Consider the following 22,631-nt stretch of genomic DNA (forward strand, 5'->3'; position numbering starts at 1 on the left):
AAAACAAACGGGCGGAATATCCGCCCGTTTCGTAATCGCCGAGGCGCGCTTAAGCGAGCTTCGCTTTCAGAAAATCGATCAATTCCGCCATCGGAACTTCCTGATTCTCAGTCGCCGTTCTGGCCTTGTATTCGATGGTGCCGGTGTCGAGGCCGCGGTCGCCGACTACGATGCAGTGCGGGATGCCGATCAATTCCATGTCCGAGAACATGAAACCGGCGCGCACCTTGCGGTCGTCGAACAACACGTCGATGCCGGCGGCAAGCAGGTCCTGATACAGTTGCTCCGCGACGGCCCTCAGGCGTTCGGATTTATGCATGTTCATCGGGCACAGCGCGACCTGGAACGGCGCCAGGCTGGCCGGCCAGATGATGCCTTTGTCGTCGTGATTCTGCTCGATCGCGGCCGCGACGACGCGCGAGATGCCGATCCCGTAACAGCCCATGATCATCGTGTGATTCTTGCCGCCCTCGTTGATCACCGCCGCCTTCATCGACTCGCTGTAGCGGGTGCCCAATTGGAAGATATGCCCGACTTCGATACCGCGCGCGATCTTCAACTCGCCCTGGCCGTCAGGGCTCGGGTCGCCTTCGACGACATTACGAATGTCGGCGACATGTTCCGAAATATCCGCAATCGACGTTGAGAGAAAATTTCTTTCCCAGTTGGCGCCTTTGTAGTGATAGCCGGCCTCATTGGCGCCGGAGACAAAATCACTCAGATGCATCGCCGAATTATCGGCCCACCATTGAATGATCTTGCCTGAATCCTTTAATACAGGACCAATGTAGCCGGCGCGGCAACCCAGATGCTGTTCGATTTCTTCATCGTGGGCAAAACGAAAATCGCCCAATACCTTGCGTGCCTTGACTTCATTCAGTTCATGATCGCCGCGTAAAAACAGCAGGCAGAATACATCGATTTCCTCGTTCCGATCATTCTGAACTTGACGCATCACCGCAATCGTTTTCAGGATTTTTTCCGGCGCGACGTTTAAAAACGTACTGACTTCGGCAATTGATTTTTGGCCGGGGGTCGCGATTTTCTCTAAGGCTTCCTTGGGAAAGGCTCTGGGCGTTGTAGGCGGCAAAGCCTCCGCTTGTTCGATGTTGGCCGCATAATCGCTGCCGGTCGAAAACGCGATCGCATCTTCGCCCGAATCGGCCAATACGTGAAACTCGTGCGACACCGCGCCGCCGATCGCTCCGGAATCGGCCATCACCGCGCGGAATTTCAGGCCGAAACGGGTGAAGATCTCGGTGTAAGCCTTGTGCATCACCTCATAGGTAAGCTGCAGCGACTCCTGATCCATATGGAATGAATAAGCATCCTTCATCACGAATTCGCGTGAACGCATCACGCCGAAGCGCGGGCGGATTTCATCGCGAAATTTGGTCTGAATCTGATAATAGGTGATCGGCAGCTGTTTGTAGCTTTTGATCTCATTGCGCGCCAGATCGGTGATGATTTCTTCATGCGTCGGCCCCAGGCAGAAGTCGCGCTCATGCCGGTCTTTCAGGCGCGCGAGTTCCGGGCCGTATTTTTCCCAGCGTCCGGTTTCCTGCCACAATTCGGCCGGCTGCAAGGCCGGCATCAACACTTCCAGGGCGCCTGCCCTTTCCATTTCTTCGCGAGTGATTTTCTCGACCTTGCGCAGGACTTTCAACCCCAGAGGCAGCCAGGTATATAAACCGGCGGCCAGTTTGCGGATCAGCCCGGCCCGGATCATCAATTGATGGCTCGCCACGACGGCGTCCACGGGAGTTTCTTTAACGGTGTTGAGCGGGAATTGAGTCGTGCGCATGATCTGTCGTCTGAATGAATGAAAAAACGCCTATTTTACCGAATTTCGCGCCGGATGAGTCATCCTCTTATCGATGCAACGATTTTCGCAGGCAGAGGTCAAACTTCGCATCAATGCGCTACAATAGCGGCGACTCAGATCGCCAGTAAACCCTATCCCTCAAACCCAGCCACCTGCTTGTTAATGCAAAAAACCGCCCTGTTGGCCCTGGCCTTAAGCCTGACTGTCTTTCCCCCTTTGCCCCACGCCGCTGATGACATCAGCAAAATCGAGCTGCCCGACATGGGCGACTCGTCCGGCACGCTGATCACCCCGGAAGAGGAAAAACAGCTCGGCGCCGCATTCTTCCGCAGCCTGAATTCGCAAATCTCGATCAACCAGGACCCGGAAATCCAGCAATACATTCAGTCTATCGGCCAAAAGCTGGTCACGGTCAGCGATCTGCCCGGTTATCCGTTTCATTTTTTTGTGGTGCTGGAGAATGACGTGAATGCGTTCGCGGGACCGGGCGGCTATGTCGGCGTCAATGCCGGCCTGATTCTGATCACCGAAGCGGAAAGCGAACTGGCCTCGGTGATGTCGCACGAAATTGCGCACGTAACCCAGCGCCATTTGTACCGCGCCGCCGAAGCGGCCGGACGGCTATCGCTGCCAACCGCCGCCGCGACCCTGGCCGCGATTCTGCTCGGTACGCAGGCGCCGCAACTCGGCCAGGCCGCGCTGATAGCGATTCAGGCCGGCAGCATCCAGTTTCAGATCGATTTCACCCGCGAAAACGAAGAAGAAGCCGACCGGGTCGGCATGCATATTCTCTCCGAATCGCAATTCGATCCCCGCAGCATGCCGACCTTCTTTGAACGCCTGCAGCAATCGACCCGCTATTACGGCCAGAACATACCCGAATTTTTACGCACCCACCCGGTCACCGCCTCGCGGATTTCCGACTCGCGCGGGCGCGCCGACCAATACCCTTACAAACAATACCCCGACTCGCTGGGCTACCAGCTGATTCGGGCCAAACTCCGAGTTATGGCCGGCACCGACCCCGGCGAAACCCGGAAATACTTTGCTAGCCGCTTGAACCAGGGCACCGACGAGCAACGCACCGTAGCGACCTACGGACTCGGCCTGACCGCCTTGGCGCAGCAAAAATTTACCGAGGCGGAGCCGATTTTTCAGAAATTGGCGAGCGATTTTCCGGCCCAATCGCAATACGGCGCCGCCCTCGCCCGCACCGCGCTCGAACAGCGCCAATTCGGCAAGGCGCTGGCGCTTTATGAAAAATTGAGCGGCCGATTTCCCGAAAATGAGGCGATCAAGCTCGAATATATCACTTCGCTGCTCAAAACCGATCAAGCCGAAAAAGCCAGAAAAACCTTGTTCTCGCTGAGTGCAAACACACAAAAACTGCCGGTTTATTATCAGATGCTGGCCGAAACCTATGGCAAGCTGCACCAGCCGGCGGAATCGCATCGCTATTTTGCCGAATATTACTACGCGATGGGCCAAACCCGCGATGCTATCACTCAAATCCGCCTGGCGCAAAAATCCAAAGGCTTGAATTTTTATTTGTCTTCGATCTTGAGCGAGCGCTTGAGCTTTTTCATCGATGAAGACAGAAAAGCCAGGGAAGCGCGTTGAGGTAGCGCTGCAATTTTCGGTTTGAGCATTCGCCCGCCTCGCTAAATACAAATCAATCCGAATCGCAGCCGCATCTTACACCGCTAGCGGCCTTTTAAAGACTCCGCGCAAAAAATCACAACCGACTGTTTTTAAAAAAAATTTTATATAAAAAATGATTTTTTGAAAAAAAATCATTTTTTTGGTGGACAAGGCGTTTTCAATCGATTTAGAATAGCCCCGCTCTCAGAGAGCAAGACTGGTTAATCAACCGGCGGAGGAGAATAGCTTAAACGAGCTATGCTGATAACAATAATAAGATTAAGTTAACCTGCTTGAGTAAAGTTGTACAGACCACAACTCAGTACAACGGCAATCAAAAAAAATAATAATAAAATGCTCAACATGCCCGCTTTATGCGGGCTTTTTATTGCCCGCCGAAAACACATCCCGAGGCGTTGCCGCCGCCATCCATTCGCATCACTCGCCTCTACAGGCGTTTCGCACGCTGCCGCACCCCATCATTTCCTTGACTTTTTCCGTCGATTCTGTCCAATATCTACCCGTACGGCATCATGAGAACGTACATACAACGAATAAACAATAACGAATAATTATCAAAAGAGGAGTGACTATGGGCATCGTTACGACAAGCGCCGGGATCGAAATGCTTTTGCGGTGGGGGCATTTATTGGGCGGCATCACCTGGATCGGATTGCTGTATTATTTCAACTTCGTACAGACCGAATATTTCAAGGAAGCCGACGCCTCCGCCAAAGCGGACGCCTTGCAAAAACTGGCGCCGCGCGCGCTCTGGTGGTTTCGCTGGGGCGCGGTTTTGACCCTGCTGACCGGTCTGGGCATGTTCGCGGTCAGCGCCGGCCGAATCTCGTCGATGGACATTTCTATCGGCGCCCTGCTCGGCATCCTGATGTTCACGAATGTCTGGCTGATCATCTGGCCGAATCAAAAAATCGTGATCGCCTCGGCCAAACAGGTCGCGCAAGGCGGCGCGGCCTTGCCGAACGCGGGGGAAGCGCTGGCGGCGGCAGGCTTGGCATCAAGAACCAATACGCTGTTCTCGATTCCGATGCTGTACTTCATGGCCGCCTCTTCGCATTATCCGCACCTGACTTTCAAGTTTCTGCCGCTCATCATCGCGGTCGCGATCATTCTGCTGCTCGAATATAACGGCGCCTATCTGGCGCTGAAACGCTTCGACATCGTCAAAAAATTGCCCGCAGCGGGCAAGATGGGGCCTTACACCAGCATCGTTGGCGTGATCCATTGCGGTTTGGGATTGGCTGTCGTGCTGTTCCTGCTATTGGAGTTGTTATAAGCGAGAACAGCAGGAATAATGTTGTTGCAGGGGCGACTGAGTCGCCCCGACTCAATCCAGAATCTTCAGCTTAAGCAAATGTACGCGCCGGGTATCGGCCCTGATCACTTCAAAGCGCAGATTATCGACGGTCAGGCTCTCGCCTTTCTTCGGCATGTGTTCGAGTTCATTCACGATGAAGCCGCCGACGGTGTCGTATTCGTCTGTCGCCAGATGCGTATTGAAATAGTCGTCGAATTCCTCGATCGGCGTCAGCGCCTTGACCATGTATTCTTTTTCATTACGCTGCAGGATGTAGCTTTCGTCATCCTGCTCGTCGTGTTCGTCCTCGATCTCGCCGACGATCTGCTCCAGCACATCCTCGATCGTGACCAGGCCGGCCGCCTGGCCGTATTCATCGACCACGATAGCCATGTGATTGCCCTTGGTGCGCAGTTCTTTCAACAGCACATTCAAACGCTTGCTTTCCGGCACCAGAATGACCGGACGCATGATTTGCTCGACTTTCAGCTGCTTGTTGGCGAGCGAATGCGCGAACAGGTCCTTGACCAGCAAGATGCCGACCACCTTGCTGCGGTCTTCTTCGATGACAGGGTAACGCGAATGGCCGAATTGGGTGACCAGCGGAAACAAGGTGTCGAGTTCCGCATCCTTCGGCACCACGACCATCTGTACGCGCGGAATCATGATATCCCTGACCCGCATTTGCGATACCTGCAAGGCGCCTTCGATCATGCTCAAGGCGTCGGTATCGAGTAAGTGATTTTCCCTGGCGTCGCGGAGAATCTCCAACAGATCGTCCAGGTCCTGAGGCTCCCCGGTCAGCAGCTGACCGATTTTTTCGATCCAGCTTTTCTGCGAGGAGTGCCTACTCGGGGGTTGCCCTTCACTCATTCGTGTATGACCTCTATATAAGGGTTTTCGATGTGCAATTTTTTTAGAATCGCGATTTCTTTGGTTTCCATTTCTTCGGCGTCGCTCTCTTCAATATGATCATAGCCCAATAAATGCAAAAGGCCGTGAATGATCATGTGCGCCCAATGATTCGAAAGCTGTTTGCGCTGTTCTGTTGCTTCCCGCTCGACCACCGGCGCGCAAATCACCAGATCACCGAGCAGAGTGGCTTCCCCGCTTTCGTCCTCGTCCAGGCCTTCCGGCCATTCGAACGGAAAGCTCAGCACATTGGTCGGGCCCGGCTTGTGCCGGTATTGCAGGTTTAGCTCGGCGCTTTCGGCTTCGTCGACGATACGAATCACGCAGGCATAGGGCTGCCCGCTTTCCTCCAGGGCCGTAGTGATCCATTTGACGATCTGCCGGCGGTCCGGCTGTCCCGGCGATTTGAAGACGCGCTGAATGTCGACTTTATGACTTGGGCGCTTTGGCGATTTTATCATAGGCTTCATAGGCGGAAACGATGCGCTGCACCAAAGGATGCCGAACCACATCGCGAACGCCGAAATAAGTAAAACTGATGCCTTCGACATCCTTCAACACGTCCAAGACCTGTCTGAGTCCGGACATTTTTTCGGAAGGCAAATCGACCTGGGTCAAATCGCCGGTCACCACCGCGGTCGAACCGAAGCCGACCCGGGTCAAAAACATCTTGATCTGCTCGGTGGTGGTGTTTTGCGCTTCGTCCAGGATGATGAACGCATCGTTCAGGGTGCGTCCGCGCATGAACGCGAGCGGCGCCACCTCGATAATGCCGCGCTCCAGCATTTTCTCGACGCGCTCGAAGCCGAGCATCTCGTACAACGCATCATACAACGGACGCAGATAAGGGTCGACCTTTTGCGCCATGTCACCCGGCAAAAAGCCGAGCTTTTCGCCCGCCTCGACCGCCGGCCGCACCAGGATGATCTTGCTGACCTTTTCGTTCAGCAAGGCATCGATCGCGCAGGCGACCGCCAGATAAGTCTTGCCGGTGCCGGCAGGGCCGACGCCGAAGTTGATGTCGTGGCTGACGATCTTTCTGAGGTAATCCTGCTGATTCGCGCCCCGTCCCCGGATCAGGCCGCGCTTGGTCTTGATCGCGACGACCGGCTGACTCGGCTCCTCAGGCGCCGCCAGGATCGCATCGATCGAGGCATCCTGCATCGCCAGATGGATCGCCTCGGAGGTCAGCACTTCACTTGCGGTGGTTTCAAACAGTTTTTGCACCAGCGCACAGGCGGCCTTGACCGAAGAATCGACGCCGGTCACCTGGAATTGATTGCCGCGATTCGAAATTTCGACTTGCAGGCGCGCCTCGATCTGACGCAAATGCTCGTCGAGCTGGCCGCATAAATTGGAGAGCCGGTCATTGTCGGCCGGCATCAGGAGCAGTTCCTGGGATGTCATGGATGGTAGATCAGCTGTTGGCGGCGATTTTATCGATACGGGAGTCAACGACCCGGCCTCTGAGCGAATTCGGCTGCGCCTCGGTAATCAGCACATCGACAAACTGCCCTGCCAGGCGCGGATGCCCGATGAAATTGACGACCCGGTTGTTTTCGGTGCGGCCTTGCATCTGCAAGGGATTTTTTTTCGACTTGCCTTCGACCAGCACGGTCTGCACGGTATTGATCATGCTCAGCGAAATCGCGGCCGCATTTTCGTTGATGCGTTTCTGGAAGCGCTCCAGGCGCTGCTTTTTGACTTCCATTGGCACATCGTCGGGCAGATCGGCCGCCGGCGTACCGGGGCGCGCGCTGTAGATGAAGCTGAACGACAGATCGTAGCCGATCTCATCGACCAAGGCCAGCGTATCTTCGAAATCCTGCTCGGTCTCGCCCGGAAAACCGATGATGAAATCGGAAGACAGATAAATGTTCGGCCGCACTTCCTTGAGCTTGCGAATCTTTTCGATATAGTCGGCGCGGGTGTGGCCGCGTTTCATCATTTTCAGGATGTGATCGCTGCCTGATTGCACCGGCAAATGCAGATGATCGACCAGAGCCGGAATCTCGGCAAACGCTTCGATCAGGCTGTCGGTAAATTCGACCGGATGCGAGGTCGTAAAACGAATCCGGTCGATGCCGTCGATCGCGGCCACGTGATGCAACAGCAAGGCGAAATCGGCGATATCGCCGTCTTCCATCTCGCCGCGATAGGCATTCGCGTTTTGGCCGAGCAGATTGACCTCGCGCACGCCCTGTTTGGCCAGGGCCGTGATTTCGGCGATCACGTCGTCGAGCGGACGACTGATCTCCTCTCCGCGGGTATAAGGCACCACGCAGAACGAGCAATATTTGCTACAGCCTTCCATCACCGAGACGAACGCCGTCGGGCCTTCGGCGCGCGGCTCGGGCAGCGCATCGAATTTTTCGATTTCGGGGAAGGAGATGTCGACGACCGGTTTGTGTTTATTGCGAACCTGGTCGAGTAATTGCGGCAGGCGATGCAGGGTTTGCGGGCCGAACACGATATCGACGAACGGCGCGCGCTTTTGGATCGCGTCGCCTTCCTGGCTGGCCACGCAGCCGCCGACGCCGATCACGACATCGGGGCGCTTTTCTTTCAGGATGCGCCAACGGCCCAGCGCGGAAAATACTTTTTCCTGGGCCTTTTCGCGGATCGAGCAGGTATTCAACAACAAGACGTCCGCCTGTTTCGGATCGTCGGTCAATTCAAAACCATGTGAAGCATGCAGCACGTCCCGCATTTTGTCGGAATCGTACTCGTTCATCTGGCAACCGTTGGTTTGAATATAAAGCTTTTGCGTCATATTGTTGAAATCATTTAACATCGCTAAGACTATGTTCTCAAAGAAAAAACCCGCGAGATGAAATGATGCTCAAAGCCTCCAATGTATCAATGACTACGCTCAGGGTGATTATCGAGAACCCCATGGGGCGCATATTATAACCTGAATCCCGGCTAAACAAAGAATCGAGCGGCAAATTTGATTAATATTTTCAAGGGATTTTGAAAGTTTCAATTGTTGGGATCGGGATATTGCCTGCTCGGAGCCGAAATAATCGGTTAAAATAACCGGTTTTCGGCAGGGTACGCGATGCGCGCCCTGCCCCACTTTGGCATACCATTACAATAACAAAAGCAACGTGCAAAAGTCTTCTCCCCAATACCTCGTCGGCATCGATCTCGGCACGACTCACACCGTGGTCGCTTACGCGAAAATCGGCGAAACGCCGGTCAACATTCAGATTTTCGAGATCGAACAATTGACCGCACCGGGCCAGGTCGCGGCCAGAACCTTGCTGCCCTCGGTGCGTTATCATCCGGCCAAAGGCGAACTGGCCCTGGCGGATATCGTGTTTGGTGCGGAAGCGGACAGCGCGGTGATCGGCGAAGCCGCGCGCGTACTCGGCGCCAAGACCAAAGGCCGCCTGGTCGCGAGCGCGAAAAGCTGGCTGTCGCATCCTTCGGTCGATCACGGCGCCGAGATCCTGCCCTGGGGCGGCGACGAAGACGTCAACAAGGTGTCGCCGATCGATGCGAGCGCGAGCTACCTCGCGCATGTGCGCAAGGTCTGGGGGCATCGCTTCAAGGACGCGCCGCTCGCCGAGCAGGACATCGTGATCACGGTGCCGGCCTCGTTCGACGAAGCGGCGCGCTCGCTGACGCTGGAAGCCGCGCGCCGCGCCGGCCTGCCGCAGGTCCGCCTGCTCGAGGAACCGCAAGCGGTCTGCTACGACTGGCTCAGGCGCAATGCCGGCAATATCGGCGAACTGCTTGCCGACGTGCATTTGCTGCTGGTCTGCGATGTCGGCGGCGGCACCACCGACCTGACGCTGATCAAGGTCGAGCACGGCGGCGCCGAGCCGAAACTGACCCGGATCGGAGTCGGCGACCATCTGATGCTCGGCGGCGACAATATCGACCTGGCGCTCGCGCACCTGGCCGAAAGCCGCCTGATCGGCAGCGGGCAGCGCCTGTCCGCTGCCGAATTGTCGCACTTGCTCGAACAATGCCGGACCGCGAAGGAACGCCTGCTGGCCGACGACGCGCCCGAGCAGATCAATGTGACGCTGCTCGGCGGCGGCTCGAAACTGATCGGCGGAACACGGGCCGCGACCCTCGGCCGCGAGGAAGTCCGGGTTATCGCGCTGGACGGCTTCTTCCCGTTATCCGGACGCGGCGACCTGCCCGACCGGAAACGCAGCGGCGTCGTCGAATTCGGCCTGCCCTACGCGGCGGAACCCGCGGTCAGCAAACATATCGCCGCCTTCTTGAAACTGCATGAAGGTGCCGCGCGCGAAGCCACGCGCGGCCAGGGCAGCGCGCCCGACGCGCTCTTGGTCAACGGCGGCGTGTTCCGCAGCCAGACCCTGAACCGGCGCATCGAGGATTTATGTAAATCCTGGAATGACGGCAAGCTGACCGTGCTCGAAAACCGCCACCCCGAACTCGCGGTCGCCTTCGGCGCAGTCAGTTATGCGCTGGCCCGGCGCGAGAAAAAACTCAAAATCGGCGGCGGCGCCGCGCGCAGCTATTTCCTGTTGATCGATACCGGATCGAAGGCGGAGCAGCAGGGCGTCTGCATCCTGCCGAAAGGCAGCGAGGAAGGCGAGGAAGTGATCCTGAAAGACCGCCGTTTCGCATTGCGTCTCGGCATGCCGGTGCGCTTCCATCTGTGCTCGATGTCCGGCGATACGCCGTACAAGCCCGGCGACATTGCCGACATCACCGAACACTTTCACTCTCTGCCACCGCTCGCGGCCGCCTTCGAGAACGAAGACAGCCGGCACGGCGGCGAGGCGGTCGTAGAGTTGTCGGTCACCCAGACCGAAATCGGCACCTTAAAAATCGAATGCGTCTCGGTGGATGACAGCAACCAGCGCTGGAATGTCGAATTTCAGATTCGCGCGAAAGGGCCATCGGCCTTGCCCGCAGACGTATCGCTGCCGCCGCAGTTCGGCAAGGCGATCGAACAGATCCAGGCCGTATTCGGCTCGAAATCGAAAACGGTCGATCCGAAGGCGGTCAAAAGCCTGCGCAACGATCTGGAAAAAATCCTCGGCGAAGCCCGCGATGAATGGCGGACGCCGCTGCTGCGCGCGCTGTTTGCCGAACTGCTTGAAGGCGCCAAGTTTCGCCGGCGTTCGGAGCATCATGAACGGGTCTGGCTCAGCCTGACCGGCTTCTGCCTGCGCCCCGGCTTCGGCTTCGCGCTCGACGACTGGCGCGTCGAACAACTCTGGAAGCTGTATCCGCAAGGCATCCAGTTCGTCAACGAAATCCAGAACTGGGCCGAATGGTGGACCTTGTGGCGGCGCATCGCCGGCGGCCTGAACGAAGCCGCGCAGGAACAGATTTTTGAGGACATCGCCAAGTATATCAATCCGGCCGCCGCGCGGCAGGCCGGCGTCGCGAAGCAACTGAAGGCGCGCAGCTTCGATGACATCGTGCGCCTCGCGGCCGTGCTGGAGCGCCTGCCGGTCGCGAAAAAAATCCAGCTCGGCGACTGGCTGCTGAATCGCCTGCAAAAACCCGGCGAATCGAACCAGACCTGGTGGGCGGTCGGCCGCATCGGTGCCCGGATGCCTTTCCACGGCAGCAGCCATAATGTGATTCCGCCCGAAACCGCGGCCCTATGGCTGCGGCAAATCGCGGAGGCCGACTGGAAAAAAATTCCGCAAGCCGGCTTTGCGGCGACCTTGATCGCAAGGATGAGCGGCGACCGCGCCCGCGATGCCGAGGAAGAGGCGCGCCAACAAGTCGTCGAAAAACTCAGGCTCACAAAGGCGCCGGCCGCGTGGATCGACCTGGTCGAAAACTACAAGGAACTCGATGAAAAAGAAGAACAGCAGATATTCGGCGAAGCGCTGCCGCCGGGCCTGAAATTGATCAACAAAAATTAGGGAAAACACCACACCATGAAACTGACCGGCCTTATTTTATTCCTGGGTCTCATCATTCTTTATTTTCTGGACGCCGCATTTCGCCTAGAAATGCTGTCGATGGAAATGCTCGGCCACATCGGGCTCCGTTTTTTGATTGGATTCTTGATCCTCGGCATCAGCGTGTTCTACGAACACGCGATCCGCTTCAAAAGTTCGGTATTGATCATCCTGGCGTTGGTATTGGGCGATGACATTTTCGATTATTACCGGCACGTGAACAGCTTTACCCCGGAAGTGATGCTGCTCGGTATTTACATGTTGCTGTGGGGCGCGTTGACGGGTTATGTCACGGCAAGACAAATTAGAAAATCATGAGTTAACTTCAAGGAGGACTGGTGGCGCCGTGATATCAACGAATATCGCAAAACCCAGATGAACGCACGTAAAGTTGAGTTGCAGCGCTTGCTGGCGGAAAAAAGAATGGTCGGCCCGAGCGAAAATCCAATCACCGCGTTGGGGTCTTGAAGGGCGCAAGCACCAGCAATTCAGGCAATAATTCAGCAAAATTGATTGGTACAAACGCGAACGGCCACTTTCTGCCGGTCCTTGCGCATTTCACAGCGGCAGCTATCGATCACAAATTGTTCGCTCAACATTTAAGTTCAAGCCTGCGCGGCTTTTCGCTCTGCTCCGGTGGAATAAATTGTTCGGCTAATGGTGATGACCAAACATTCGAGAAATCAATTTCGACCTTGACCGGTCCTTCTAACCCCTTGATGGCGCGAGCGCAGTCAACCTTTCTCCACCAGCGATCAACAACGAAGTGATTGGATACCGATAGTGGTGAAGGTTACTTCCCATTTTTGGAGGCGATTCCTGGGCAATGATGCCTTCGGCATCGGTTACCGTTGCGTATGCCCCGCTTGTCATTCATTCAATGGTTGTTTTCAACCTCCTAAGGGGGAATCAACTCCCCTTGCTGCTCTACCTTCACATAGCTTCCGGCCGCGATCTCTGGTTTTTCTTGCTGGCAAACAGCAAAAGTTCTTATGTGGCATATAACTTGCCTTTTAGTTCAAAAGATCAAGACCGAGTCAATTGTGGCCAGTAAAACTAAGCGGATACCCCTTAACAGGCTGTTGAAAAATAGAAATCGGTGGGAAAAATTTCCCGAAAATGCCGCTTTAGGTCATGAAAACTGTTTGACGACAACGAACAATCAATGACTTACGCCCGTAGTTCTATTAAAAATGTGATTTTTACCGCCCTGAGTGGGAAAGATTGTTAAATTTCAACAGCCTGTTAAGTACCTATGCAAAATTAACCTGGTATTTTTCAAAATTATTTTTCATATAGAAAACAATGATTTGATAGAATTTTGTTGGCTGGATATTTATGCATAGATACTTATGAATACAGCAGCGAATAATTCGTTTGTACAACTGGGATAGCGCAAGCCACTCATCTAGCGACGGGCGATTGCCAACGAATTGCATGCCAAGCTCTTATCATCAAAAGATTCACAATAATTTTTTTGTTTCATTGTGGCCTAAGGACCATAAAAATGATTACTAAATCATCTCTATTTCTATGTTTAGTCGCCACTCTATTAAGTGGGTGCCATCCAGCGGAAACCGAAAAGCAGGAAGAGGCCCCTAAACTGGAGGCAACCACACCATTTCGTGAAGACACTTCTGTCACGAAAGAATATGTTTGTCAGATTCATGCTATTAGACATATCGAAGTCAGGGCATTGGAAAGGGGGTATTTGCAAAATATCTTTGTGGATGAAGGGCAATTGGTGCATAAGGGACAGCCCATGTTCAAGATCATGCCCAACATCTATCAGGCAGAGCTTTTAAAAGCAAAAGCCGAAGCGAACACCATGAATATCGAATACCTCAACACTAAAGGTTTGGCAGATAAAAATATCGTATCAGCCAATGAGCTGGCCCTGGCAAAAGCAAAATTGGACAAGGCCAACGCGGAAGTGAAGCTGTCGGAAACCCACTTGGGCTTTACCGACATCAATGCGCCTTTCGATGGGATTATGGATCATTTGAAAGTCAGAAAGGGCAGCCTTCTCGATGAAGGGGATTTATTGACGACGCTTTCTGACATAAGTGAATTGTGGGTATATTTCAACGTCCCGGAATCCGAATATCTGGATTATAAGACGCATAAAAACAACGATGACCGCAGTAATCAAGTACAACTAAGGATGGCAAACGGTCAAATCTACAACCAAACCGGCGTCATTGAAACGATTGAGGCCGATTTTGATAATACATCCGGAAATATCGAATTCCGTGCCACGTTCTCTAATCCGGACAAACTGCTCAGGCATGGTGAGACGGGTACGATCCTGATGGCAAAGCCGTACAAAAACGCTTTGCTTATCCCGCAAAAAGCGGTATTCGAAATCATGGATAAAACTTATGTCTACGTCATCAACAAAGAAAATAAATTGGAGCAAAAACTGATCAAGATCGAAGCCGATTTACCGCACTTATTTATCGTTAAAGAGGGATTGAGCGAGGGTGACGTGATCTTGCTCGAAGGCTTGCGCAAAGTACATTCCGGAGAAGAGGTGAGGATCGATTTGAGGCCGCCCGAAAAGGTTCGCTCAGAGCTGGAATTATATACAGAGTAACCTTGAAGGATGTGGCTAAACCATGTTTAATATTTTTATCAAAAGACCTGTCATGGCGATCGTGTTATCGCTCGTGTTTCTGTTTATGGGCTTGCTGGCGATCCGATCCTTGCCCATTTCCCAGTTTCCGGATATTGCGCCGCCCCGTGTCATGATTTCATTGGCGTTTCCCGGGGCCAGCGCCGATGTCCTGGTGCAATCGTCCCTGATTACGATCGAGCGCGCTATTAATGGTGTTCCCGGCATGAAATACATCGTCTCGGATGCGACCAGCGCCGGTGAAGCCGTCATTCAAGTGCTGTTCGACTTGAGCGTTGATCCTAACATCGCGATGGTCAACGTGAAAACGCGCCTGGACCAGGTCATGAGCCGGTTGCCAAAGCTGGTTCAACTGGAGGGGGTAATCGTCGAACGGGTGCAGCCCAGCATGCTCATGTACATCAACCTGTACAGCAAAGACAAAAACGCGGATCAAAAGTTATTGTTCAACTATGCATTGGCCTATGTTATCCCGGAAGTCCAGCGGGTCTATGGCATCGCCCAAGCAAAAATATTAGGCAGTCGCCAATATGCGATGCGGATTTGGCTGAATCCGGACCGGATGAGGGCCTATAGCGTCTCGGTAGAAGAAGTGATGGATGCGATTGCAAACCAAAGCATTATCGGCCGGCCAGGTCGAATAGGGCAAAGCACGGGCATTGCCGCCCAGTCCAAAGAATATGTGCTAGTCTATCAAGGGCGGTACAGCAAGCCGGAACAATACGAAGACATTATCATCCGGGCCAACTCGGAAGGCGAGTTACTACACCTTAAAGACATTGCTAAAGTCGATCTAAGCAGCGAATTTTATGATATTTATTCGGATAAGGATTCCTTTCCTTCCGCTTCGATCGTGCTTAAGCAAAACTACGGCAGCAATGCCAGCAAGGTCATCGAGGACGTAAAGGAAAAATTGAAGGAGTTGAAAAAGTCCTTCCCGGAGGACATGGACTACGAAATCAACTACGATGTATCCAGATTCGTTGATGCGTCCATTGAAAAAGTCCTGCACACCCTGGCGGAAGCATTCCTACTGGTATCCTTGGTGGTCTTTATTTTCCTGGGGGACTGGCGTTCTACCTTGATTCCAATCCTCGCCGTACCGGTTTCGCTGATCGGGGCATTCGCCGTTATGCAGGCGTTTGGACTCTCCATCAATCTCATCACCCTGTTTGCCCTGGTGCTGGCCATCGGTATCGTGGTCGATGACGCCATTGTGGTGGTCGAAGCGGTGCATGCGAAAATGGAGGCTGAAAATATAAGTCCCTATGTCGCTTCGAAAAAAGTATTAGGGGAAATCGGCGGCGCCATTGTAGCGATCACCTTGGTCATGACCTCTGTGTTCGTCCCACTTGCCTTCATGACCGGGCCGGTTGGCGTGTTCTATCGGCAATTCGCTATAGCCATGGCCTCGTCGATCGTGATTTCGGCGATCGTCGCTTTATCGCTTGCGCCTGTTCTGTGCGCGATGATCCTGAAAAACACCCATGGGCAACCGAAACGGAAAACGCCGATCAGCCTGTTCATCGATGCCTTCAACGCTGTTTTCGAAAAAGTCACGGGGCGATACGTCAAAGTTCTCAATGCTGTCGTCATGAGGAGGTTTCTAACATTTTTGGTTTTGGGTGGGTTTTGCTTTGGCATTTATTCGGTCAGCCTAACCTTACCTTCAGGTTTTATTCCCGGTGAAGACCAAGGCATGATTTATGCCATTATCCAAACACCGCCCGGCTCAACGCTGGAAGTAACCAATAAAGTGGCACGGGAAATAGAAGGCATAGCCAGTAAAATTGACGGTGTGCAATCGATTTCTTCTTTGGCCGGCTATGAAGTGCTTACCGAAGGACGCGGTTCCAACGCCGGCACGGTTATTATCAACCTGAAAGACTGGTCGCAGCGTAAACATTCCGTCCAGGATGTTATCCGTGAACTGGAGGAAAAAACCCATGACTTCGGCGCCATGATCGAGTTTTTTGAACCCCCGGCAGTCCCCGGTTATGGCGCGGCATCCGGCTTGGCATTGCGCTTATTGGACAAGACCTTAGGCACGGACTACCACGAGTTTGACAAACTTAACCAGACGTTCATGGCGGCGCTGCGCAAGCGCAAGGAATTGACCGGTCTGTTCACCTTTTATGCGGCCAATTATCCGCAGTACGAACTGGTCATCGACAATAAGCTCGCGATGCAGAAAGGCGTGTCGATCAACAAAGCGATGGACAATCTGGACATCATGATCGGCAGCACCTACGAGCAGGGCTTCATCCGCTTCAATAACTTTTTTAAGGTCTACGCGCAAGCCAGTCCCGAATTCCGGCGCTTCCCTTCGGATGTGTTGAAGTACTACGTAAAAAATGAAGCAGGCGAGATGGTGCCGTACTCCGCCTTCATGACCATGAAGAAACGGCAAGGACCCAACGAAATCACCCGTTATAACCTCTACAACTCCGCTGCTATCCGTGCCGAGCCAGCCACCGGCTATACCAGCGGCGATGCCATCAAGGCAGTCCAGGAAGTCGCAGCCGCCACGTTGCCACGAGGTTTTGACATTGCCTGGGAAGGTTTGTCGTTTGATGAAGCCGCCCGGGGCAATGAAGCGCTGGTGATCTTCGTCGTCGTGCTCGTGTTTGTCTACCTGGTGTTGGCCGCACAGTACGAAAGTTTTATGTTGCCGTTAGCCGTTTTATTTTCGCTGCCCCCCGGTATTTTCGGTGCTTTCTTTTTGCTGAAAACATTGGGTCTTGCCAACGACGTCTATTCCCAACTGGGGCTGGTCATGTTAATCGGTTTACTCGGCAAAAACGCGGTATTGATCATCGAATTTGCGGTTCAGAAGCAAGCCCAAGGCATGACGGTTAAAGAGGCGGCGATTGCGGGAGCACAAGCGCGTTTTCGGCCGATATTGATGACCTCCTTTGCGTTTATAGCCGGGTTGATACCCTTAGCCATAGCGACGGGGGCGGGAGCAGTCGGTAACAGAACCATTGGCACCTCTTCCCTTGGCGGGATGATTTTCGGCACCGTGTTTGGCGTCATCCTGATTCCAGGACTTTATTATGTTTTTGCCAAAATGATCGAAGGAAAATCCTTGATTAGTAACGAAGACCTTGATCCTTTAACAGAAAAATATCATTACGGTGCGGATGATGAAAAAGAGTAAACATTTTCATCTTATGGCATTGGGATGGCTGGTGCTGACGCTGCAAGGCTGCGGCATACCGGCAATGACCGCCAAAAAGGCCGACACCGCTCTGCCGGACAGCTTTAATCATAAACAGGGCATTTCAGAACAAAAAAATACGGCGACCGCGAATTGGGGCGATTTTTTCGAAGATCCCCATTTGATCGCGTTGATCAAAACGGCGATCGCCAACAACAAGGAAGTGAATATCATGCTGCAGCGCATCAGCGTTGCGGAAAATGAAATTCAAAGGCGTAAAGGCGCTTATCTGCCCTTTGTGAGCATCGGCGCGGGCGCCGGCGCGGATAAGGTCGGACAGTTTACGCGCAGCGGCGCGGTCGAGGAAAATCTGGAGATACGGCCGGGCGAGTCGTTTCCGACCTTGCTCGGCGACTATCAATTCGGACTGTTTTCGACCTGGGAGATCGACGTTTGGAAAAAGCTCAGAAACGAGAAACAGGTGGCCGTGCTCGAATACATGGCATCGGTCGATGGCCGGCACTTTTTAGTGACCAATCTGGTCGCAGAAGTCGCGCATTCGTATTACGAGCTGCTTGCGTTGGACAATCAGCTTGAGAACCTGGAACAATACATCGCCATTCTGCAAAACGGCCTGGAGATGGTCAAGCAATTGCAGATTTATGCCCGTTCGAATGCCCTCGCGGTCAAACGTTACGCCGCGGAAGTGACCAAAAACGAGAGCAAAAAATACGAGATCAAACAGCAGATCAGCGTCATTGAAAACCGCATCAACTTTTTGCTGGGCCGAACGGCCGGGCCGATCAAGCGCAACTCGGCCGGCTTCATGGGCATCAAGCCGAAAATGCTTCATGTGGGGATACCCTCGCAACTGCTGCAAAACAGGCCCGACATCCGACAAGCGGAACTGGAGCTTTCGGCGGCCGATTTGAACATCAAAGTGGCGAGAGCGAATTTCTATCCGACCTTTGGCATCAAGGCGGGGATCGGCTTTCAGGCTTTCGCACTCAAATACCTGATCAACACGCCGGAGTCGCTGGCGGCGACCATCGCCGGCGAGATAGTCGCTCCGCTGGTGAACAAAAACGCGATCATCGCCGAATACAAAAACGCCAATGCCAAGCAGATTCAGGCAGCGTACGAGTACGAACAAAGCATTATTAAAGCCTATATGGAAGTAGCCAATCAAATTTCAAACATCGACAACCTGGACAAGAACTATCGGTTCAAGAATGATCAGGTGGACTCGCTCGTGCAATCGATCGACGTGGCCAACCAGTTGTTCCTATCGGCCCGCGCCGACTATCTGGAGGTTTTATTGACGCAACGAGATGCCTTGGACGCCAAAAAGGAGCTCATCGAAACGAAACAGAAGCAAATGGTTGCCGTGGTAGACCTTTATAAATCGCTCGGCGGAGGTTGGCAGCAGTAGATGAGGCCCCGGAAAGTTGAACAGCCAGTGGTATTCGAAATTCATCTCTACTAAGTATTTTTGCCGTAGGTTTTTCCTAAGAAACACTCCCAACTTCGTGCAATTCAAAGCCAAATTCAGCGGCTCGACAGTGCAGTTGTTTGATGACGCGCTCGCAGTATTTTTGCTCATATTGATCGGCTCCTGGATCGCTATAGTTCATACCAAAGCGCATGGTGTTGTAGAACAGCACCGCTATTTTTCGTGCTGTTGCAGCTAGTAGATGTAATAAAGCGGCCCGCCCTTGCGCTGTAGCGACTGCGTTGGACAAGGAAGAGAAAAAATGTCAACCTCCTGAAGTTGATTGAGGTCATCCCGAATGGATGCCTCAACTAACCGGAGGCTGACACTTTTTCTTCAAACTGTCCACCCGTTTCGGTGCAGGATGACAGCGGGCCGCTTTATTACATCTACATTAACTATTTAACGAGACTCAACAATACGCCGGCCGCGACCGCCGAACCGATCACGCCGGCCACATTCGGCCCCATCGCGTGCATCAGCAGGAAGTTGTGCGGGTTGCTTTCCAGGCCAACCTTGTTCGCGACGCGCGCGGCCATCGGCACCGCCGAAACGCCGGCCGCACCGATCAACGGATTAATCTGGGTGGTGCTGAAACGGTTCATCAGCTTCGCCATGATCACGCCGCCGGCCGTTCCGATCGCAAAAGCGACCGCGCCGAGCGCCAGAATGCCGAGCGTCTTGTATTGTAAAAACGCATCCGCGCTCAGTTTCGAGCCGACCGACAAACCCAAAAAGATCGTCACGATGTTGATCAGCTCGTTTTGCGCGGTCTGACTCAAGCGTTCGACCACGCCGCACGCATTCATCAGATTGCCCAGGGCGAACATGCCGACCAACGGCGCCGCGGACGGCAGCATCAGAATGCACAGCGACAGCAGCATCAGGGGAAACACGATTTTTTCGGTCTTGCTGACCGCGCGCAATTGCTGCATCTCGATTTTACGCTCGGCTTCGGTGGTCAACGCGCGCATGATCGGCGGCTGAATCAATGGCACCAGCGCCATATAGGAATAAGCGGCCACCGCAATCGCGCCGAGCAGATCCGGCGCGAGCCGGGAAGCGACATAAATCGCAGTCGGGCCGTCCGCACCGCCGATGATGCCGATCGCGGCCGCATCCTTCAGCGAAAATTCGAGGCCCGGCACCATATTCAACGCCAGCGCGCCGAGCAAGGAAGCAAAGATGCCGAGCTGCGCGGCCGCGCCGAGCAGCAAGGTCTTCGGGTTCGCGATCATCGGCCCGAAATCGGTCATCGCGCCGACGCCCATGAAGATCAACAACGGAAAAATACCGGCCTTGATGCCGAAATACAGGTAATGCAGCAACCCGCCTTCTTCAGCGATGCCAGCGACCGGAATATTGCTGAGCACCGCGCCAAAGCCGATCGGCAACAACAAGAGCGGCTCGAAGCCTTTTTTGATCGCCAGGTACAGCAGCACGAAGCCGACCAAGATCATGAAGGCCTGAGCGGCACTCATGTTGTAAAGGCCGGTGCTCTGCCAAAGTGAAATGATATTTTCCATGGATGATCGTTTGATGAATTGTCGTTAAAGCAAGTGTCCGTTTGCCCGTGGAAAAAACTCCCCTGAGCCGCGCCTGCATGCCTATTGGCAGCCTCCAGACATCATAAGGTAACCAGCGCATCGCCCCCGGCGACACCGCCGCCTTCCTTCACGTGAACCGCGCTGACGACGCCCGCGAACTTGGAGCGCACTTCGGTCTCCATCTTCATCGCTTCCATGATCACGACCACTTCGCCGGCCGCCACCACGCTGCCCTGACTGACCAGAATTTTCAGGATGTTGCCAGCCATCGGCGCTTCGACCACCGCGCCGCTACTGCCCGGCTGCGGCACCACGATCGGTTGCGCGGCCGGTTCGATCGTCAGGCCGGCGCCGCCGGGCCCCACGACCACATTGAAGTTTCTGCCGTCGACATTGACCACATACGATTCGACCGCCTGCGCAGCCTTGTCGCCCTTCGCCGCAGCCGGCTCAATCGCTTCACCGGTCGGCGCGGCTTCAAATGCGGCAGGATTGCCGCGGTTGGCCAGAAATTTCCAGCCGACCTGATTGAACATCGCATTGATCAAGACATCTTCTTCGACGTGTGGCGCCAGTTTGACGCCTTCTTTCTTGGCCTTGTCCTTCAGTTCGGCAACCAATTTGTCCATTTCCGGCGCGATCAGATCGGCGGGACGGCAGGTGATCGGGGTGCCGCCTTCGAGCACGCGCTCCTGCAGCTGCTTGTTGACCGGCGCCGGCGTCGCGCCGTATTCGCCTTTCAACAGGCCCGCGGTTTCCCGGGTAATCGTTTTATAACGCTCGCCGCTGATCACATTCAGCACCGCTTGCGTACCGACGATCTGCGAAGTCGGCGTGACCAGCGGGATGAAGCCCAAATCCTCGCGCACGCGCGGAATTTCGTGCATCACCTCGTCAAACTTGTCGGCGGCGCCCTGCTCTTTCAACTGGCTTTCCATATTGGTCAGCATGCCGCCCGGCACTTGCGAGATCAAAATGCGGCTGTCGACGCCTTTCAGGCTGCCTTCAAATTGCACGTATTTCTTGCGGATGTCGCGGAAATACGCGGAAATTTCTTCCAGCTTGGCCAAATCCAGTCCGGTCGCACGCTCGGTGCCTTCGAGACTCGCCACGATCGTTTCGGTCGGGCTATGGCTATAAGTCATGCTGAGCGGTGAAATGGCCGTATCGACATTATCGACGCCGGCCTCGGCCGCCTTCAGCAGGCTCGGCACGCTCAAACCGGTGGTCGCATGGCAATGCAGATGTACCGGCAGCGACGTGCTCTTTTTCAGGCGCGAAACCAGTTCAAACGCTTCATAAGGCTTCAACAGGCCCGCCATGTCCTTGATGCAGATCGAGTGCGCGCCCATGTCTTCGATCTGTTTGCCGAGAACGACCCACGAATCGAGGGTATGCGCCGGGCTCGTCGTATAAGAAATGGTGCCCTGCGCGTGCGCATCGGTTCTGAGCACCGCCTTGACCGCATGTTCGATGTTGCGCATGTCATTCATCGCATCGAAGATACGGAACACATCGATGCCGTTGACCGCGCTGCGTTCGATGAATTTATCGACCACATCGTCCGCAAAATGCCGGTAGCCGAGCAGATTCTGCCCGCGCAGCAACATTTGCTGGCGCGTGTTCGGCATCGCGGCCTTTAACAGGCGCAACCTTTCCCACGGATCTTCGCCAAGATACCGAATGCAGGCATCAAAAGTCGCGCCGCCCCAGGACTCGACCGACCAATAGCCTACCTGATCAAGTTTTTCGCAAATCGGCAGCATGTCCTCGATACGCATCCGGGTCGCAAAAAGCGACTGATGCGCGTCGCGCAGCGCGACTTCGGTGATCGACAAAGGCTTGATCTTCTCTTTTGCCATTCTTAAATTTTCTCCAGAATCCTTAAAATTTGAATAGATGACCTCAGCGGGCCATCAAAAGTCATTAAGCAAATTACGTTCCATTTTACCTGTTTTTGCTTCGATATTGGTGCACGGCGGCGGTAATGGCGGCCACGGTCGCCTTATCCGAGTCAATTTTAGCAACATTCGCGGCTTTAGGCTGCTCCGGAAAAAAACGTTGAATCAGCGACGACATCGTATTGATCGCGACGACCAACAACGCCAAAAACAAAAAGACGATGCCCATACCGACAATCATCAATTCAACACCGCGGCTCATCAGTTCTGCCATAAAGCGTTACCTTGTTC

At 54.2% G+C, this 22,631-nt stretch carries 16 protein-coding genes; 7 read left to right on the top strand and 9 right to left on the bottom strand.

The annotated features are described in order from the left end of the window. Nucleotides 1-49: 49 nt before the first annotated feature. A complete protein-coding gene (locus METLA_RS0107635; RefSeq protein ID WP_024297981.1) occupies nt 50-1,804 on the bottom strand; it encodes a proline--tRNA ligase in 1,755 nt (584 codons plus the stop codon). A gap of 183 nt (nt 1,805-1,987) precedes the next feature. On the opposite strand from METLA_RS0107635, the gene METLA_RS0107640 reads away from it, so the two are divergent. Together METLA_RS0107640 and METLA_RS0107650 are read left to right on the top strand one after the other, a co-directional pair. After that, the gene (locus METLA_RS0107640) at nt 1,988-3,445 is read left to right on the top strand and encodes a M48 family metalloprotease (protein WP_024297982.1); all 1,458 of its coding nucleotides are present in this window, start codon (nt 1,988-1,990) and stop codon (nt 3,443-3,445) included. A 613-nt stretch (nt 3,446-4,058) separates the two neighbouring features. Continuing rightward, nucleotides 4,059-4,763 (top strand): urate hydroxylase PuuD, encoded by a 705-nt coding sequence (locus METLA_RS0107650; protein ID WP_024297983.1) that lies wholly within the window; start codon nt 4,059-4,061, stop codon nt 4,761-4,763. A gap of 51 nt (nt 4,764-4,814) precedes the next feature. On the opposite strand, the gene METLA_RS0107655 is transcribed toward METLA_RS0107650, so the two are convergent. The 4 genes from METLA_RS0107655 to miaB are packed head-to-tail and all read right to left on the bottom strand — an operon-like array spanning nt 4,815 to nt 8,469. After that, the gene (locus METLA_RS0107655) at nt 4,815-5,657 is read right to left on the bottom strand and encodes a CorC family transporter (RefSeq protein WP_024297984.1); all 843 of its coding nucleotides are present in this window, start codon (nt 5,655-5,657) and stop codon (nt 4,815-4,817) included. Continuing rightward, nucleotides 5,654-6,157, bottom strand: a complete 504-nt coding sequence (gene ybeY, locus METLA_RS0107660; protein WP_024297985.1) for an rRNA maturation RNase YbeY — start codon at nt 6,155-6,157, stop codon at nt 5,654-5,656. Before ybeY ends, METLA_RS0107655 begins: the two co-directional genes overlap by 4 nt. Then, nucleotides 6,126-7,103: a PhoH family protein gene (locus METLA_RS0107665; RefSeq protein WP_024297986.1), complete on the bottom strand. Its 978-nt coding sequence runs from the start codon at nt 7,101-7,103 to the stop codon at nt 6,126-6,128. The genes ybeY and METLA_RS0107665 overlap by 32 nt, the downstream gene beginning before the upstream one ends. Nucleotides 7,104-7,113: 10 nt before the next feature. After that, a complete protein-coding gene (gene miaB / locus METLA_RS0107670; protein WP_024297987.1) occupies nt 7,114-8,469 on the bottom strand; it encodes a tRNA (N6-isopentenyl adenosine(37)-C2)-methylthiotransferase MiaB in 1,356 nt (451 codons plus the stop codon). Nucleotides 8,470-8,806: 337 nt separating this feature from the next. On the opposite strand from miaB, the gene METLA_RS0107675 reads away from it, so the two are divergent. The 5 genes from METLA_RS0107675 (at nt 8,807) to METLA_RS0107700 (ending at nt 18,832) form a co-directional block, all read left to right on the top strand. After that, nucleotides 8,807-11,566 carry an Hsp70 family protein gene (locus tag METLA_RS0107675; protein WP_024297988.1) on the top strand — a complete coding sequence of 920 codons (2,760 nt, stop codon included), beginning with the start codon at nt 8,807-8,809 and terminating at the stop codon, nt 11,564-11,566. A gap of 15 nt (nt 11,567-11,581) precedes the next feature. Continuing rightward, nucleotides 11,582-11,923: a hypothetical protein gene (locus METLA_RS0107680; protein WP_029646507.1), complete on the top strand. Its 342-nt coding sequence runs from the start codon at nt 11,582-11,584 to the stop codon at nt 11,921-11,923. A 1,189-nt stretch (nt 11,924-13,112) separates the two neighbouring features. Beyond that, nucleotides 13,113-14,201 (top strand): efflux RND transporter periplasmic adaptor subunit, encoded by a 1,089-nt coding sequence (locus tag METLA_RS0107690; RefSeq protein WP_024297989.1) that lies wholly within the window; start codon nt 13,113-13,115, stop codon nt 14,199-14,201. A 22-nt stretch (nt 14,202-14,223) separates the two neighbouring features. Then, the gene (locus METLA_RS0107695) at nt 14,224-17,400 is read left to right on the top strand and encodes an efflux RND transporter permease subunit (RefSeq protein ID WP_024297990.1); all 3,177 of its coding nucleotides are present in this window, start codon (nt 14,224-14,226) and stop codon (nt 17,398-17,400) included. Next, a complete protein-coding gene (locus METLA_RS0107700; protein ID WP_245598758.1) occupies nt 17,387-18,832 on the top strand; it encodes a TolC family protein in 1,446 nt (481 codons plus the stop codon). Before METLA_RS0107695 ends, METLA_RS0107700 begins: the two co-directional genes overlap by 14 nt. 76 nt (nt 18,833-18,908) lie before the next feature. Here the strand turns inward: METLA_RS0107700 and METLA_RS21910 are convergent, their stop codons facing one another. The 4 genes from METLA_RS21910 to METLA_RS0107715 all read right to left on the bottom strand — a co-directional run bounded on the left by METLA_RS21910 (nt 18,909) and on the right by METLA_RS0107715 (nt 22,614). Then, nucleotides 18,909-19,142 (bottom strand): hypothetical protein, encoded by a 234-nt coding sequence (locus tag METLA_RS21910; protein ID WP_198408459.1) that lies wholly within the window; start codon nt 19,140-19,142, stop codon nt 18,909-18,911. A gap of 148 nt (nt 19,143-19,290) precedes the next feature. Continuing rightward, entirely contained in the window at nt 19,291-20,418 is a 1,128-nt protein-coding gene (locus METLA_RS0107705; protein WP_024297992.1) for a sodium ion-translocating decarboxylase subunit beta, read from the bottom strand. Nucleotides 20,419-20,519: 101 nt separating this feature from the next. Further along, entirely contained in the window at nt 20,520-22,301 is a 1,782-nt protein-coding gene (oadA, locus tag METLA_RS0107710) for a sodium-extruding oxaloacetate decarboxylase subunit alpha (RefSeq protein WP_024297993.1), read from the bottom strand. 85 nt (nt 22,302-22,386) lie between these two features. Beyond that, on the bottom strand, nt 22,387-22,614 hold the full coding sequence (locus METLA_RS0107715; protein ID WP_024297994.1) for an OadG family protein: 228 nt from the start codon (nt 22,612-22,614) through the stop codon (nt 22,387-22,389). Nucleotides 22,615-22,631 lie beyond the last annotated feature (17 nt).

The sequence above is a fragment of the Methylomicrobium lacus LW14 genome (assembly GCF_000527095.1).
Taxonomy (GTDB): domain Bacteria; phylum Pseudomonadota; class Gammaproteobacteria; order Methylococcales; family Methylomonadaceae; genus Methylomicrobium; species Methylomicrobium lacus.